Consider the following 15,240-nt stretch of genomic DNA (forward strand, 5'->3'; position numbering starts at 1 on the left):
GCGCCTCCGTCGGCACGGCGGAGGTGCTTGCCATGATCCGCACGCGTCACCACTGATCGGGCCTGAACACGGCACAGAGCCCCCACCCGGGGTGGGCGGGGGCTCTCGATGACTCGCGTGGACCGGTCCGTTGCGGCCGGGCGGGTCAGACGGTGACGGCCTCGGGCGCGGCCTCGTTCTCGGCCCGGGTCTCGGCCGGTGCGGCGGCCGGGAGGTGGCGCATCAGGCGGTAGGCCAGGAGCGCGGCGCCGAGGGCGAAGACCATGCCGACCACGGCGGCGACGTGCAGGCCGTCGGTGAAGGCGGTGCGGGCGGTCTCCAGCAGGTCGGTGCCGAGCCGGCCGGGCAGGTGGGCGGCGACGGTGACCGCACCGCCGAGCGTGTCCTGGGCCGTCCGGGCGGCCTCGCCCTGGAGGCCGGCCGGGAGGGCACCGTCCAGCTGGTGGCGGTAGACCGCGGCGCCGGCCGCGCCGAGCAGGGCGATGCCGAGCGAGCTGCCGAGCTCGACGGCGGTCTCCGAGGTGGCGGAGGCGGCGCCGGCCTGCTCGACGGGGGCGGCGGAGACGACCATCTCGGCGGTCATCGTCATGGTGCCGACGGTCCCGGCGGCCAGCACGCCCGCTGCGGTGAGGATGAGCGCCAGCGGGGAGTGCGGGCCGACCTGGGTCATCATCGCGAAGCCGGCCGCGCCGATCAGGAACCCGCCGCCCATCAGCACCGCCGGGCGGACCTTGCCGGCCAGCGCCGAGCTGGTCCCGACGGCCGCGCCGACGCCCACGCTGGGCACCAGCGACCAGAGCGAGGCGGTCAGCGGGCTCATGCCCTTGACCAGCTGCAGGTACTGCGAGGTGAAGAGGGAGAAGCCCATCATCGCGAACATCGCGATGGTGTTGACGCTGATCGCGCCGCTGAAGGTGCGGATCCGGAACAGGCTCAGGTCGAGCAGCGGGGCGGCGGCGGTGCGCTGACGCCACACGAAGGCGGCGGCGAGCAGCAGGCCGGCGAGGAGGGCGAGGGCGGGCTGCGGGCTCCAGCCGTCGACGGCCAGGGTCTTGACCCCGTAGACGAGCGGCAGGATCGCGGCCAGTGAGAGCGCGGCGCCGAGCAGGTCGAAGCGGCCGGTGCGGGCGGTGGAGCGGTACTCGGGGAGCAGGGCGGGCGCGGTCAGCAGCACCAGGGCCATCACCGGGACGGCGGGCAGGAAGGCCGAGCCCCACCAGAAGTGGTCGAGCAGGAGGCCGCCGGCGACCGGGCCGAGGGTGGCCCCGGCGGTGAGGACACCGCCCCAGGCGCCGAGGGCGGCCTGCCGCTGCTTGGGGTCGTGGAACATGGTGCGGATCAGCGCGAGGGTCGAGGGCATCACGGTGGCCCCGGCGGTGCCGAGCAGGGCCCGGGCCGCGATCAGCTGGTTCGCGTCGTGCGACCAGGCGGCCAGCAGCGAGGCGCCGATGAAGCCGCCGGCGCCGATCATCAGCAACCGGCGGCGGCCGATCCGGTCGCCCAGCGCGCCCATCGTGATGAGCAGCCCGGCCAGCAGGAACGAGTACATGTCCATGATCCACAGCTGCTGGGTGCCGCTGGGCGCCAGCGTGGTGGAGATGTACGGGACGGCGAAGAAGAGCACGCCCATGTCCATGGCGAGGACGAGGGTCGGGAGCAGGAGGACGGCCAGGCCGATCCATTCGCGACGGCCTGCGCGGCCGGTGGTTGCGGTCATGGGGAAGACGGTACGGGCGTGTCAGACGTCTGTCTAGTACGTATGTGTAAATCGAACGTGCAAGACGACTGAGCAAGACGCCCGTGCGAGACATTCGTGCAAGACATCTGTGCAGCACTTCCGTAGGATCGGGGCATGGGAAACCGCGAAGACCTGATGGCCGGCGCCAAGCGCTGCCTGTACGAGAAGGGCTACGGGCGCACCACCGCCCGCGACATCGCCACCGCCTCCGGTGTCAGCCTGGCCGCGATCGGCTACCACTTCGGCTCGAAGGACGCGCTGCTCAACGCGGCGATGATCGAGGCGATCGGCGAGATGGGGGAGGCGCTGGGCGCGGTCGTGTACGGCGCCACCCAGGTGTCGGAGGATCCGGAGGTGCGCTTCGCGGCCGTCTGGAACGGCCTGCGGGACGTCTTCGTCGAGCACCGCGGGCTCTGGGCCGCCCAGTTCGAGGCGCTCGCCCAGGCCGCGCACGCTCCCGAACTGGCGGAGGCCTTCGCGGGGGCGCAGAAGGAGGGCCGGCTCGGCCTCGCCGCGCTGTTCCAGGGGCTGACCGAGGTGCCCGACACCGAGGAGGAACTCGTCCGCGGCGCCTTCTACCAGACCCTGCTGGCCGGTTACGCCGCCCAGTGGCTGGCCGCACCCGAACTCGCGCCCAGCGGGATGGACTTCCTGCGCGGGCTGCGGCTGGTCAGCGACAGCGTGCTCAATCGCGGCTGAGCTCTCCGGGCGGGTGCCGTCAGGTCGTGACGGCGGTCAGCAGCACCACCGAGTCCACGTGCGCCAGCAGCCCGTGCCGCTCCTGCGGGACGGGCTCAAGGCGGCCGACGGGCAGCTCCAGCTGCCGGCCGGCGATGGTCAGCGAGACCCGGCCGCGCAGCACCTGGACGCTCCCGGCGGCGGGCGGGTTGTGCTCGTCCAGGGCGGTCCCGGCGGTCAGCGCGATCACGGTCTGCCGCAGGACGCCGTCGTGCAGCACCAGATGGGCGCTGCGCCCGTGCGGGCTCTCGGCCGCGAGGGCGGCCTGGTCCACGGCGAGCTGTTCGAGATCGGGCATCGCGCCGCCTCCTCGCTCCGGGGGCCCAGGGTCGTGTGCGTCGTACGTGTCGTGCGCGTCGCGCAGGGTCGTGTGCGGTCGTGTGCCCAGGGTCGCGGACGCCCCGGCCTCCCGCACCCGGAGCGGCCCGGCCCGGGCCGATCGAGCGGCCCGAGGTGCAGGCTCCGCCGACTGCCCGCATCGTGGAGGCATGGCGACCAACCAGATGTTCAACGGACTTCAGGTCAACCGCTCGCTGCTGGCCGGCGGCGTGCTGCTCACCGGCGTCGGTTCGCTGCTCGGCGCGGCCGGCGCGGCGATGGTGTGCACCGCGCTGTTCACGGCCGGCCGCAGCTGGGTGCGCAACCTGGAGACCCCGCCGACCGCGCTCGCCCAGCGGGCCCTGCACGACGCGAAGGTGGCCTCCTCGGCCGGCTGGGACGCCTGGCGCGCCCAGCACAGCTCGCCCAACTGAGCCCCGGGAGCGCGGGAGCCCAGGAGCCCAAGCTCGGGAGCCCGGGAGCCCGGGGGGCTGCAGTCCGGTTCGACCGCAGCCCGGCAGCCCGGCAGCCCTGCCGCCCTACAGCCCGAGCGACTTGGCAACGATGCTGCGCATGACCTCGCTGGTGCCGCCGTAGATCCGGAACACCCGGTTGTCGGTGTAGAGCCGGGCGATCGGGTACTCCAGGATGTACCCGTAACCGCCGTGCAGCTGGAGGCACTTGTCGATCACGACGGACGCCGACTCGGTGCAGAACAGCTTCGCCGCGGCCGCGTCGGCGACGGTCAGCTCGCCGCTCTGGTACAGCTCCAGCGCGCGGTCCACCATCGACTGCTGCGCCATCACCTGGGACTCGCAGTCGGCCAGGGTGAACTTGGTGTTCTGGAACTCGGCCACCGCCTTGCCGAACACCTTGCGCTCCTTGACGTACTGCACCGCGAACCGCACCGCGGCCGCGGCCGCCGCGTAGGCGCCGACGGCGATGGCCAGCCGCTCCTGCACCAGGTTGTGGGTCAGGTAGGCGAACGCCCGCCCCTCCTCACCGAGCAGGTTCTCCACCGGCACCTTGACGTCGCTGAACGCCAACTCGGCCGTGTCCGAGGTGCGCAGGCCGATCTTCTGCAGCTTGCGGCCGACGGTGTAGCCCTCGGAGGTGGTGTCCACGCAGAGGATGGACAGGCCGGCCCGGCGGTTCTCCGGGTCGTACGGCGCGGTGCGGCAGACCACCAGGACGAGGTCGGCCAGGACGCCGCCGGTGATGAAGGTCTTGGCGCCGTTCAGGACGTAGTGGGTGCCGTCCTCGGAGAGCCGCGCGGTGGTGGTGATGCCGGCGAGGTCGGAGCCGGCGCCCGGCTCGGTCATCGCGATCGCGGTCATGATGTCGCCGGAGACGAAGCCGGGCAGCCAGCGCTGCTTCTGCTCCTCGTTCGCGTACTCCAGCAGGTACGGCAGCACCAGCCCGGTGTGCACGCCGGAGGAGCCGAAGCTCACGCCGGCCCGGGCGGTCTCCTCGGCGACCACCGCCTGGTACTTGAAACCGCTCTCGCCCGCGCCGCCGTACTCCTCCGGCACCTCGATGCCGTAGATGCCGAGTTCGCCGAGCTGCCGGTAGAAGTCGCGGGGCGGGTGGCCTTCGGCCTCCCAGCTCTCGTAGACCGGGACGACCTCGTTGGCGATGAAGTCCCGGATGGTCTCCCGGAAGGCCTCGTGGTCCTCGTTGAACACGGTGCGGCGCACGGCGGCGCTCCCTTCGACGGTGCCGGCCGGAGCGGTCGGCGGGGCGGAACGGGCCAGGTGGTGGCCCGACAAGTTAATCCCGGGTAGCTTCGGCTGTCCAGCGTCGGCAGGCTTGCGGAGCAAGGTCGGAAGGGGCGGTAAGTGAATCCTTGCTAGCCTTCCGGGAGTGCCCGGAGGCGTCCGGGGGTGCCCGGGGATTTCCGGGAGCGTTCGGCGAGTGTCCGGGAGCCGGGCCCGGGAAGACGGCGGGGAGGCGCGCGATGGTGGTCCGACGGCCGCCCGGGCGGCGTGCCCAGATCCTCGCCGTCGCCGCCGAGCTCTTCCACCGCAGCGGCTACCACCAGGTGTCGATGTCCGAGGTGGCCGCCGGGGTCGGCATCACCGCTCCGGCGCTCTACCGGCACTTCCGCGGCAAGCCCGAACTGCTCGACCGCGTCGTCCGGTTGGGGCTGGACGCGCTCGCCGAAGGACTGCGTACGGCCCGCACCACCGGGGAGATCGGCGCCGCGCTGGCCGCCGTCGCGGTCGGGCACCGCCCGCTCGGCACCCTGGTGCAGCGCGACGCCCGGCTGCTGCCGCCGGCCCGACGGGCGGCCCTGCGCCGCGAACTGCGTGCGGACGTCACCCTGATGGCCACCGCGCTGCGCGCCGAACGCCACGAACTCACCGCCGCAGACGCCGAGTTGCTCTGCTGGTCGGCGCTCTCGGCCTGCGCCGGGCTGTCCTACCAGTCGGCCGCGCCGCAGCCCCGCCGGGCCGAGGCGCTGCTGCGCGAGCTGGTCGCGGCCGTCCTCGCCGTCCCGCTCTCCGGTCCGGCCGCCGGCCACCCGGCCCTTGCCCCCGCGTCCGTCACCGCGCCCGCCACCGCGCCGGAGGCCAGGCCGCAGGCACGCCGGGAGGAACTGCTGGCGGCGGCCGTCCGGCTGTTCCACCAGCGCGGCTTCGACAACGTCAGCACCGACCGACTCGGCGCCGCCGTCGGGATATCCGGTCCGAGCGTGTACCGGCACTTCGACAGCAAGGCGCAGCTGCTCGCCGCCTCGCTGGTGCGCAGCCGCGAGCGCCTGTGGCACGAGGTGGACGGTGCCATCGCGGCCGCCGACGGCCCGGGGGCGGCGCTGGCGGCAGGCCTGGGTGCGTACGTCGGCTTCGCGCTGCGCAACGGCGACTACCTGGGCGCGATGCTCAGTGAGACGGAGCGGCTGGCCCCGCCCGACCGCCGGGCCGCCCTGGACTTCCGGCGGGACTTCCTGCGCACCTGGGTCGGCCTGCTGCGGCAGGTGCGTCCGGAGTGCGACGCGGCGGCCGCCCGGATCCGGGTGCACGCGCTGTTCGCGCTGGTCAACGACGGGGTGCGGAACCGTCCGCACAGCGCCCGGCCGGACCTGGGGGAGTGCCTACTGCGCCTCGGCCGGGCCGTCCTGGGGCTCTCCTGAGGAACCGGGCCGAGGAACCCGGCCGGAGAAACGGTGGGGCCGGGTGCCCGCCTCCGACGACAGGACGTCGGGGCGGGCGCCCGGCCCCACCAGGCGCGGCCGTACGGCCTGGCAGACGTAACGGCCTAGGACAGGACGTGCGGGTAGTACACCTGGGTGTCGGAGTTGCCGTTGCCCTGCAGGGCGCCGACGTTCCCGCCGTTGCCGGTCACGGCGAGGCCGTTGTTCTGGTTGCTCGCACCCGAACCGGTGGCCGTCTGCTGGGTGTTGACCACGTTGCCGTGGACGTTGCCGATGACGTTGCCCGAGCCGACGTTGCTCACGACGCTGCCGTTGGAGTGGTCGATCGCGCCGGCGCCGTTGTCGGCGTGCGCGGTGGCGGCACCGACACCGACGAGGAGGAACGCCCCGAGGGCGGTGACGGCGGCGGCTGCGCGAATACGGGACACGCTGGTCTCCCTGACTGGAAGTGCGAATGGTGGCGCGATCCGGAGTGGCCGCTCCGCAGCGCCGTTGCCTGACGTCGCCCGTCCAGCATTCACCAGCGGTGTGGACGAACTCCACCGAATGGGTGGCAGTTCCTTCGATGGTGGAGGTCCGGTCAATTCCGAATTGACCGTATTCCGTCATATCGTCATTCCGCCCTGAGGGCACGGGAAGAAAGAAATGGTCGACGGATTGTCGCACTGGCACACTGAGGACCCATGTCTGAAGGTGTCCAGCCCGTCCAGCCCGATCCCACCCCCGCCGAGGACCTTCGGACGACCGAGGTCGATCTCGGCGGCCTGGTGAACGTCCTCGCCACCCACCTCTACTCCACCCCGCTGGTCGCGCTGCGCGAACTGGTCCAGAACGCGCACGACTCGCACACCCGCCGGCTCCTGGAGGACCCGGACGGCGACCACCGCCCGCAGATCCGGGTGCGCGCCGACGCCGCCCGCCGGACCGTCGCCATCGAGGACACCGGAGCCGGCCTCACCGAGCCCGAGATCCACTCCTACCTCGCCACCGTCGGCACCGGCTACACCCGCATGCTGCGCGAACTCACCGGCAACCAGGAGCTGATCGGCGCCTTCGGGCTGGGCTTCCTCTCCGCCTTCTCGATCTCCGACGAGGTCACCGTCACCACCACCTCGCACCGCGAGCCGCAGCTCGGCCACCGCTACCGCAGCCGCGGCGGCGAGCAGTACCGGGTCGACCCGGTGCCCGCCCGGCCCCGCCCCGGCACCGTGGTCGAGCTGGCGCTCAAGGCCGAACACGCCCACCTCGCCGACGAGTCCGTCCTGCGCGACGTCCTCGCCCGGTACTGCGTCCTGCTGCCCATCCCGGTCTACGTCGGCGAGGACGAGCAGCCGGTCAACTCCGTCGAAGTGCCCTGGCGCCGGCACGTGGAGGGCGACCAGCACGCCGCCCGGATGCGCTTCGCCGCCGCCTTCGGCCGCCGCTTCGAACCGCTCACCGCCTTCCCCGTCCGGCCGGTCGACGGCGTCACCGACGCGATCGGCCTGCTCTGGGTCCAGGACGGCGGCACCTACGGCAGCAGCGACAACCGCGACCTCGCCGTCTACCTGCGCGGCATGCTGCTCGCCGAGGACGCCCGCGACCTGCTGCCCGGCTGGGCCGGCTTCATCGGCGGCGTGGTCGAGTCCAGCCGGCTCACCCCCACCGCCAGCCGCGAGGACCTGCAGCGCGACGAGCACTACCGCGCCCTGCAGAAGGCCCTCACCGACGCCATCGTGGACGGCCTGTACGAGACGGCCCGGCTGCGGCCCGCCGCCTGGCGCCGCATCCTCACCCGGCACGGCCAGGACCTGCTCGGCGCCGCGCTCTGCGACGAGCGGCTGTTCACCCTGCTCGCCGACGACGTCCCGGTGCCCACCTCGCAGGGCGACCTCACCGCCGGGGCCCTGCGCGCCGCCGGAGGAGGAGCGGTGCACGTCGCGCTCGGCAGCGGCGGCGGCTTCGAGGAGATGCTGTACCGGGCGATGCGGGTGCCGATCGCCCGCGGCGACCGCTACGCCGTCCTGCCCTTCCTGCGCCGCTACGCCCAGCTGCGCGGCTGCCGGCTGGTCGAGCTGGGCAGCGAGCAGGGCAACCGCGAGCTGTTCCGCGACCCGGAGCGCCCGCTGCCGGAGCAGGAGTCGGCCTGGCTGGCCGGAGCCCTGGCCGACCCGGGCGAACAGCTCGTCCCGGCCCGCTTCGACCCGCCCGGCCTGCCGCTGGTGCTGGTCCCGGACCGCGAGGCCGAGCTGAAGGCCCGGATCGAGGACGACCAGGCGGACGCCCGGATCCCCTCCGCCGCACTGCGGCTGGCCCGCGCCTTCACCGCCCGCACCGACGGCGAGGTCAAGGCCCGGCTCTACCTCAACCTGGCCTGCCCGGCCGTCCAGGACCTGCTCACCGCCTACCGCACCGGGCACACCGGCAGCGCCACCGCGGCCGGGCTGCTCCGCTCGCTCAAGGTGATCATGGCGGCGGCCTCCTCCGGCCCCGTCGAGGGCGACCTCACCGCCGCGCTGTCCGGTGTCGGCACCGCGGTCTCCGCGCTGACCGCCGCCGTGCCGGCCGGCCTGCCGGACGTCCCGGACAGCCCCGGCGCCCTCGCGGACGAGGCGTGACGGACGGATTGTCAGTGGTCCGCGATAGACAACTCATCAGCACGACGCACGGGGAGTACCGAGCATGACCACCGACATCTGGGCCTGGGTGCGCGACGCGCACCGGCAGCTGGTCGAGTCCGGCCACCACCGGCTGGCCGACGCCATCATCGAGCTGCCCGAGCACGCCACCGAGGGGCACAACGAGCAGCTGGACGCGCTCTACCCGGAGGCGGTCGCCGCCGCGCGCTCGCTCGGCCTGCCCTGGGTCGAGGTCTACCTGCGGCACTGGCGGATGCAGAACCTGCTGAACAAGCGCCAGCAGGGCGAGTCGGTGATGTCCGAGGTGGTCGACCTGCTGGACTTCGCGCACCGCGAGGAGACGGCCGGCTGCCCGCAGTCCGTCTGCGTGGTGCAGGACTTCGCGATCTGTCACGCCCGGGTCGACGGGCCCGGGTACGTGACCGAGCGGCTGGAGGTGGTCGGCGAGACGCTCGACCGGATCGACCCGGGCCGCGCCTGCTACGACTGTCTCTCCCGCGAGTACTCCGACGCCCTGGAGGACGACGGCCGCCCGGCCGAGGCGCTCGACCACCTGGACACGGCTGCCAACCGGATGCGGACGGCGGGCCAGCGGGTCTCGCTCCGCTTCCAGCAGGCCCGGGCCGGCACCCTGCACCTGCTGGGCCGGCACGAGGAGGTGCTGGAGCTGCTGGAGACGGCCGAGCGGGCCGAACAGGCCCAGGGCCACCAGCTGGACGAGCGCGACCAGCGCTGGGGCGCCCTGCTGCGGGCCCGCGCGCTCGCCGCGCTCGGGCGGACGGAGGAGGCGCTGGCCCTGCTCCCGTCCCGCTCCGAGGCCGAGCACCACGCCGACCTGCGGCCCACCTGGACGCAGACGGTCGAGCTGCTGGTCGCGGCCGGTGCCTGGGAGAACGACGCCGAGCTGGGCGCCGTCCTGGCCGGCTGGGTCGGCTACCTGGACGGCGTCGGCGCACACCGCCCCTGCGTGGACCTGCTGCTGGCGGCGGGTCGGCTCGCGCTCGCCCGCGGCGCCCGCACGGTGGCGCTCACGCTCGCCGCGACGGGGGAGCGTAAGCTCACCCGACTGCGTCGCACCGACGGCGTGTCACAGGAGGTCGCGGCCCTGCGCGCGGCCGCCGAGGCACTGCCGCAGCCCGAGCTGCCCGTCCCGCCGGGCGAGCTGACGGCACACCTGGCCGAGGCCGGGGTGCCCTTCGAGACCGGCGCCGACCTGCTCTCCGTCGCCCTGGACCGGTACCGGGGTGAGCAGGCCGGCGCCACCGAGCTCGCCGTGCTGCTGGCCACCGTGCTGGGCGGCCTCGGCCACGCCCGGGCCGCCGCCGACCTGCTCTGGCAGCGGCTGGACGCCGACCCGGAGAACGGCGAGCTGACCGGCACGCTCGGCGAGATGCTGATCCAGGCCCGGGACGCCGAGGGCGTGCGCCGCCTCGCCGACCGGACGGCCGTCGGCGCGCCGGCCGAGGCGCACTGGATACGCGCCCGCTGGGCCGCCGCCGAGGGCCGCTGGGCCGAGGTGCTGGAGCAGTGCCAGGCGATCCTGGCGCTGGACGACGAGGTGCTCAACACCCGCCGCCTCGCCGCCCGTGCCGCCACCGAGCTGGGCGACCACGCCACCGCCCAGCGGCTCTACCAGGAGCTGCTGGAACGCGCGCTGCCCGCCGCGGACTCCGCGGAGGATGCGGATGGCACGTCGGTGGACTCCTCGGATCCCTCGGACTCCTCGGACTCCTCGGACTCGTCGGACTCCTCGGACTCGTCGGACTTCTCGGAGGACGACCACCGCAGGGTCCAGGAGCCCGATCTCTGGCACCTGATCACCGCTGCCAGCGCCAACCGGGACTGGGCCGCGGTCCGTTCGGCCGGCGCGCTGCTCGGCATCGAGTTCGACGAGCCCGAGGGCCCGGTGGACGAGGAGTGGCAGCTGATCACCGTCCGCGCCGCCCGTACCAACGGCGCCACGGCCGACCTGCCCGCCCTGCGGACCGGCCCGGCCACCGCCCGCATCCTGCCGGTGCTCGGCGACGACCTGACGCTCAACCACGGCGACGTGGTGGTCTTCGCCCCGGCGCTGCTGGAGCAGCCGCCGGGGGACGAGGCCCCCGAGGCCGAGCGGGTGCGCTGGCGCCCGGTGTTCGAGATGCTCACCCTGCTCGACCCGGCCGGGTACACCACCTACTGGATCGACGGCTGCTGGCCCGGCGACGAGGCCTGGGGCACTCTGCGCGAGGAGCTGCAGAAGGCCGGGTTCGCGGTCTGGGCCTACAGCGGGGAGCAGTACCGGGTCACCGACCCGGCCGACGAGGACGAGACGCTGCCCGGGATCTACGCGGCCCTCGGGGTGCCGCCGACCGCCTCGGCGGCCGAGGCCGACGCCCTGCTGCACCGGCTGACCGGCGCTTGGCAGCACCCGCTCGCCTGGCCGGCCCTGGCCGAGGCGGCCGGTGCGGACCTCGCCCGGCACGAGGAGATCGTCGAGCGCTACGGGCTCTGACCGGCTGCTGACCGGCTCGCGGCCAACTCCTGACCGGCTCATGACCGGCTCCGCACGACCACCGGCCCCGGCGGGCCGCCCCTCCCGGGGCCCGCCGGGGCCGTGCGCGTCCGGGAACCATCCGGCCCCCGACCGAGTCTTTGGCAATGCTTTACCCTTTCATTGCCAAGACTCGACCCCCGGGAGTGCCCGCACCGTGACCAGCCTCGCCCTCGGGCCGTCCTGGCTCGATCCGACCACCCTGATCTCCACCTTCGGCCTGTTCGGCATCCTGGCCGTCGTCTTCGCCGAATCCGGCCTGCTGATCGGCTTCTTCCTGCCCGGCGACTCGCTGCTGTTCACCACCGGCCTGCTGGTGGCCGGCGGCACCTACCTGCACCAGCCGCTCTGGCTGGTCTGCGCGCTGATCGTGGCCGCCGCGGTGGCGGGGGACCAGGTCGGCTACCTCTTCGGCCGCAAGGTCGGGCCGGGTCTCTTCCGCCGTCCCGACTCCCGGGTCTTCAAGCAGGAGAACGTCGAGAAGGCCGCGGCCTTCTTCGAACGGCACGGGCCCAAGGCGATCGTGCTGGCCCGCTTCGTGCCGATCGTGCGCACCTTCACCCCGATCGTCGCCGGGGTGAGCAGGATGAACTACCGCAGCTTCGTGGTCTTCAACGTGGTCGGCGGCGTGCTGTGGGGCGGCGGGGTCACCGTGCTCGGCTACTTCCTGGGGCAGATCCCGTTCGTCCGGGACAACATCGAGGCCATCCTGGTCGGCATCGTGCTGGTCTCGGTGGTCCCGGTGGCGGTGGAGCTGCTGCGGGCCCGCCGGTCCGGCTCGGCCCGGGCCGCCGGCCACCGCGCCGGGTAGCCGCCCGCCACCGCGCCGGGTAGCCGCCCGCCACCGCCCCCGCCACCCAGGCTGCGCGCCGTCGCGTACCTGGACGTCCCGTACATGTGCGTCCGGCTGTTCGATCAGGCAAGGTGTACCCGAGATCGAGCGGTGGCCGGCGGCCACCAGGGGCGGCAAGGAGCGGAAGTGCCTAAGCGGGGCCGACCGGGTGCGGGCAAGCGGGCGAGGGGAGGCCGGGCGGCGGGGCAGCCGCGGCGGACACCCCCGAAGCCGGTGCACCCCGCCGACGCCCCGCCCACCGAGGGCCTGCTCGGCCACCCGGCCCCGCCCGTCGAGCCCACCATCGTGGTCCCGCTCGCCCCGCCCGTCCCGGAGACCAGGGGCCTGCTGGCACCCGAGCACGAGCCGCACCCCGAGCCGGCCGTCGAGCCGCACCCCGTCGAGCCGCACCCCGAGCTGACCGTCGAGACGCGCCTGCCGGGTGCGGCTGCGGCGGCTCCCGAGGACGCCCGCCCGGCCCGGCGCCGCTCGGTCGCCGAGGACACCCTCACCCCCGAGGAGTGGCGGGCAGCCGGCTACACCCCGCCGACCGGCATCCCGATCCCGGAGCTGACCGCCGGCGCTCCCGGCGAGGCGCCCTGGCCGGACCGGATGCGCACGCTGCTGCGCACCCCGATGTCCGAGCGCCCCTCCTTCGAGCGGACCGCCCGCGAACTGCACCCCTCCGCGGGCGCCACCCGCAACGTGCCCCGCATCCTCGACCTGACCCTGCGCATCGGCGAGCTGCTGCTGGCCAGCGGCGAGGCCGCCGAGGACGTCGAGGCGGCGATGCTCGGCATCGCGCACGCCTACCGGCTGGACCGCTGCGAGCCGCAGGTCACCTTCACCCTGATCGGCATCTCGCACCAGCCCTCGCTGGTCGAGCCGCCGGTCACCGCCGACCGCGTGGTGCGCCGGCGCACCTCCGACTACACCCGGCTGAACGCGGTGTACGTGCTGGTCGCGGACATCACCGCGGAGCGGGTGTCGGTCAACGACGCCTACCGCCGGCTCGCCCTGATCCGCCGCAACCGGCACCCGTACCCGGCCTGGTTCCTCGCCCTGACCACCGGTCTGCTGGCCGGCGCGGCGACCTTCCTGGTCGGCGGGCGGGCCGACGACAAGGCCTGGCTGGTCTTCGGCAGCGCCTTCGTGGCGGCCGTGCTGGGCGACCGGCTGGCCTCCGCGCTGGCCAAGCGCCGGCTGCCGGAGTTCTACCAGTTCGTGGCGGCCGCGATGCCGGCCGCGGCCTCCGGGATCATCCTCTCCTTCAACGACTGGGGCCTGCGCGGCTCGGTCGTGATCACCGGCGGTCTGTTCGCCCTGTTGCCCGGGCGCGCCCTGGTCGCGGCCGTGCAGGACGGCCTGACCGGCTTCTACATCACCGCCGCGGCCCGGCTGCTGGAAGTGATCTACCTGGTCGCGGGCATCGTGATAGGCGTGATGGTGATCCTCTACCTGGGCGTCGGCTTCGAGGCGAAGCTGAAGCCGGACGAGAGCCTGGTGGGGATCAGCTACCCGCCGGTCCAGATGGTCGCCGCGATGCTGCTGACCCTGGCCTTCGCGACGCTGCTGCAGACCGACCGCCGCACGCTCGCCCTGGTCACGGTCAACAGCGGCATCGGCTGGGCCAGCTACGGCGCGCTGGTCCACAACGCGGGCGTCAACCCGATCGCGGCCACCGGCGTGGCGGCCGGCCTGGTCGGCCTCTTCGGCCAGCTGATGGCCCGCTACCGCAACGACTCGGCGCTGCCGTACGTGACCGCCGCGATCGGCCCGCTGATGCCGGGTTCGGCGCTCTACCTCGGGATGCTCGCCTTCGCCCAGGGGCACTCCAGCGCCGGCCTGGTGTCGGTCTTCCGGGCGGCGGCGATCGCCATGGCGTTGGCGGTCGGGGTGAACCTCGGTGGGGAGATCGCCCGGCTGTTTCTGAAGCTGCCGGTCGGCGCCGAGCTCCCCTCGCTCTACCCGGCGGTGCCGCGCCGGGCGGCCAAGCGCACCCGAGGGTTCTGACCGCGCGTTGAGCGGTGCGGGAGGCCCCTGGAAACCCCAGGGCTCCCGGCCATGTCGCGGCAGGCCCGACGCAGGACCAGGAACGAAGGTAAGACCCATGACCACACTGCTGGACAGCTACCGCGAGCACATCGTCAACGCGCACAAGCAACCGCTGTTCCTGCTGCTGGTCGGCTTCATCACCTCCTTCGTCTTCATCCGCTTCAGCGTCCGGATGATCCGCGCCCAGGTGCGCTGGTGGCCCGGCAACGTGACGCCCGGCGGGCTGCACATCCACCACATGGTGTTCGGCCTGGGCTTCCTGCTGCTCGGCGGCATCGGGGTGTTCGCCACCTACGGCGGTCAGCCGTGGATGGACTGGTTCGGGCTGGCCTTCGGCATCGGCTGCGGCCTGGTGCTGGACGAGTTCGCGCTGATCCTGCACCTGGACGACGTGTACTGGAGCGAGCAGGGCCGCAAGTCGGTGGACGCGGTGATCTTCGGGATCCTGTCCACCGCCCTGCTGCTGATCGGGTACGTGCCGCTGGGCGTGGTGCCCGGGGAGGAGACCCGCTGGGGCGTGATCACGGTGATCTCGGTGAACGCGCTGGCCTCGGTGATCACCCTGCTCAAGGGCAAGGTGTGGACCGGCCTGCTCGGGATCATGGTCCCCGGCCTGTCCTGGATCGGCGCGATCCGGTTGGCCCGTCCGAGCAGCCCCTGGGCGCGCTGGCGGTACACCACGCGCCCCCGCCGCCGGGCGCGTGCGCTGCGGCGCGAGCGCCTGCTGCACCGGCGTGCGGACCGGGCCCGCACCTGGCTGTTCGACCTGATCGCCGGCGCCCCCGACAAGGTGCCCGCCAACCACCCCGCCGCCCACCGGGTGGCCGAGCGGATGGCCGCCCGGGCCAGCGCCCACCTCGACGCGCACGCCGCCCGGGCGCTGGCCCGCCGCCGGGCCCGGCTGGCCGACCGCCGCTCGGTGGCCGCCGCCGGGGCGACGCCGCACGCCCCGGCCGGGGAGGGGCCGTCGTACGGGGCCGTGGCAGCCGGTCCGGGCCGCTTCCACCGGGCGCAGCAGCGCCGCCGTACGGTCCGGGCCGGGCGCAGCCGCACCTACGCCGTGACCCCGACCGGGCTGGAGCGCCGCCCCGCGCGGCACCCCCGGCTGCGGACGCACACCCCCCGGATCCACCGGTAGTTCGTCCACCCTGTGCGCCCGGCGGGAGTTGAGCCAGGGTCGGATCATCTGATGGTCACTCGACCGGCGGAGCGCTTTTCGAGGTGTGAGGGCCGGCGGAATTGAGAACATGGGCG

The 15,240-nt window shown here is 73.8% G+C and carries 11 protein-coding genes and 1 pseudogene; 8 read left to right on the forward strand and 4 right to left on the reverse strand.

The window, feature by feature from the left end; translation table 11 throughout:
• Positions 1-145 precede the first annotated feature (145 nt).
• The gene (locus CRP52_RS17605; protein ID WP_097237289.1) at positions 146-1,717 is read right to left on the reverse strand and encodes an MFS transporter; all 1,572 of its coding nucleotides are present in this window, start codon (positions 1,715-1,717) and stop codon (positions 146-148) included.
• Positions 1,718-1,852: 135 nt separating this feature from the next.
• Here CRP52_RS17605 and CRP52_RS17610 point away from each other — a divergent pair, with 135 nt between their 5' ends.
• Positions 1,853-2,437 (forward strand): TetR/AcrR family transcriptional regulator, encoded by a 585-nt coding sequence (locus CRP52_RS17610; protein ID WP_097237290.1) that lies wholly within the window; start codon positions 1,853-1,855, stop codon positions 2,435-2,437.
• Between the two features lie 19 nt (positions 2,438-2,456).
• Here the strand turns inward: CRP52_RS17610 and CRP52_RS17615 are convergent, their stop codons facing one another.
• A complete protein-coding gene (locus tag CRP52_RS17615; protein ID WP_097237291.1) occupies positions 2,457-2,774 on the reverse strand; it encodes a cupin in 318 nt (105 codons plus the stop codon).
• A 190-nt stretch (positions 2,775-2,964) separates the two neighbouring features.
• Between CRP52_RS17615 and CRP52_RS17620 the strand changes: the two genes are divergently transcribed.
• Positions 2,965-3,228 (forward strand): hypothetical protein, encoded by a 264-nt coding sequence (locus CRP52_RS17620; RefSeq protein WP_097237292.1) that lies wholly within the window; start codon positions 2,965-2,967, stop codon positions 3,226-3,228.
• 105 nt (positions 3,229-3,333) lie between these two features.
• Here CRP52_RS17620 and CRP52_RS17625 read toward each other — a convergent pair whose 3' ends face one another.
• The gene (locus tag CRP52_RS17625; protein ID WP_097240146.1) at positions 3,334-4,491 is read right to left on the reverse strand and encodes an acyl-CoA dehydrogenase family protein; all 1,158 of its coding nucleotides are present in this window, start codon (positions 4,489-4,491) and stop codon (positions 3,334-3,336) included.
• A gap of 260 nt (positions 4,492-4,751) precedes the next feature.
• Here CRP52_RS17625 and CRP52_RS17630 point away from each other — a divergent pair, with 260 nt between their 5' ends.
• Complete coding sequence (locus tag CRP52_RS17630; RefSeq protein WP_097237293.1) at positions 4,752-5,927, forward strand: TetR/AcrR family transcriptional regulator; 1,176 nt, start codon at positions 4,752-4,754, stop codon at positions 5,925-5,927.
• 125 nt (positions 5,928-6,052) lie between these two features.
• On the opposite strand, the gene CRP52_RS17635 is transcribed toward CRP52_RS17630, so the two are convergent.
• Positions 6,053-6,376 (reverse strand): hypothetical protein, encoded by a 324-nt coding sequence (locus CRP52_RS17635; protein WP_097237294.1) that lies wholly within the window; start codon positions 6,374-6,376, stop codon positions 6,053-6,055.
• 255 nt (positions 6,377-6,631) lie between these two features.
• On the opposite strand from CRP52_RS17635, the gene CRP52_RS17640 reads away from it, so the two are divergent.
• The 5 genes and pseudogenes from CRP52_RS17640 (at position 6,632) to CRP52_RS17660 (ending at position 15,124) form a co-directional block, all read left to right on the forward strand.
• On the forward strand, positions 6,632-8,545 hold the full coding sequence (locus tag CRP52_RS17640; RefSeq protein WP_097237295.1) for an ATP-binding protein: 1,914 nt from the start codon (positions 6,632-6,634) through the stop codon (positions 8,543-8,545).
• Positions 8,546-8,609: 64 nt separating this feature from the next.
• Positions 8,610-11,060: a tetratricopeptide repeat protein gene (locus CRP52_RS17645; protein ID WP_097237296.1), complete on the forward strand. Its 2,451-nt coding sequence runs from the start codon at positions 8,610-8,612 to the stop codon at positions 11,058-11,060.
• A 196-nt stretch (positions 11,061-11,256) separates the two neighbouring features.
• Positions 11,257-11,956: pseudogene (locus tag CRP52_RS17650) on the forward strand (DedA family protein); the annotation flags it as partial.
• Between the two features lie 122 nt (positions 11,957-12,078).
• The gene (locus CRP52_RS17655) at positions 12,079-13,944 is read left to right on the forward strand and encodes a threonine/serine ThrE exporter family protein (RefSeq protein ID WP_257032542.1); all 1,866 of its coding nucleotides are present in this window, start codon (positions 12,079-12,081) and stop codon (positions 13,942-13,944) included.
• A 97-nt stretch (positions 13,945-14,041) separates the two neighbouring features.
• Complete coding sequence (locus CRP52_RS17660) at positions 14,042-15,124, forward strand: hypothetical protein (protein ID WP_218893101.1); 1,083 nt, start codon at positions 14,042-14,044, stop codon at positions 15,122-15,124.
• The last annotated feature ends 116 nt before the right edge of the window (positions 15,125-15,240 follow it).

This window comes from Streptomyces sp. 1331.2, from assembly GCF_900199205.1.
Lineage (GTDB): Bacteria > Actinomycetota > Actinomycetes > Streptomycetales > Streptomycetaceae > Kitasatospora.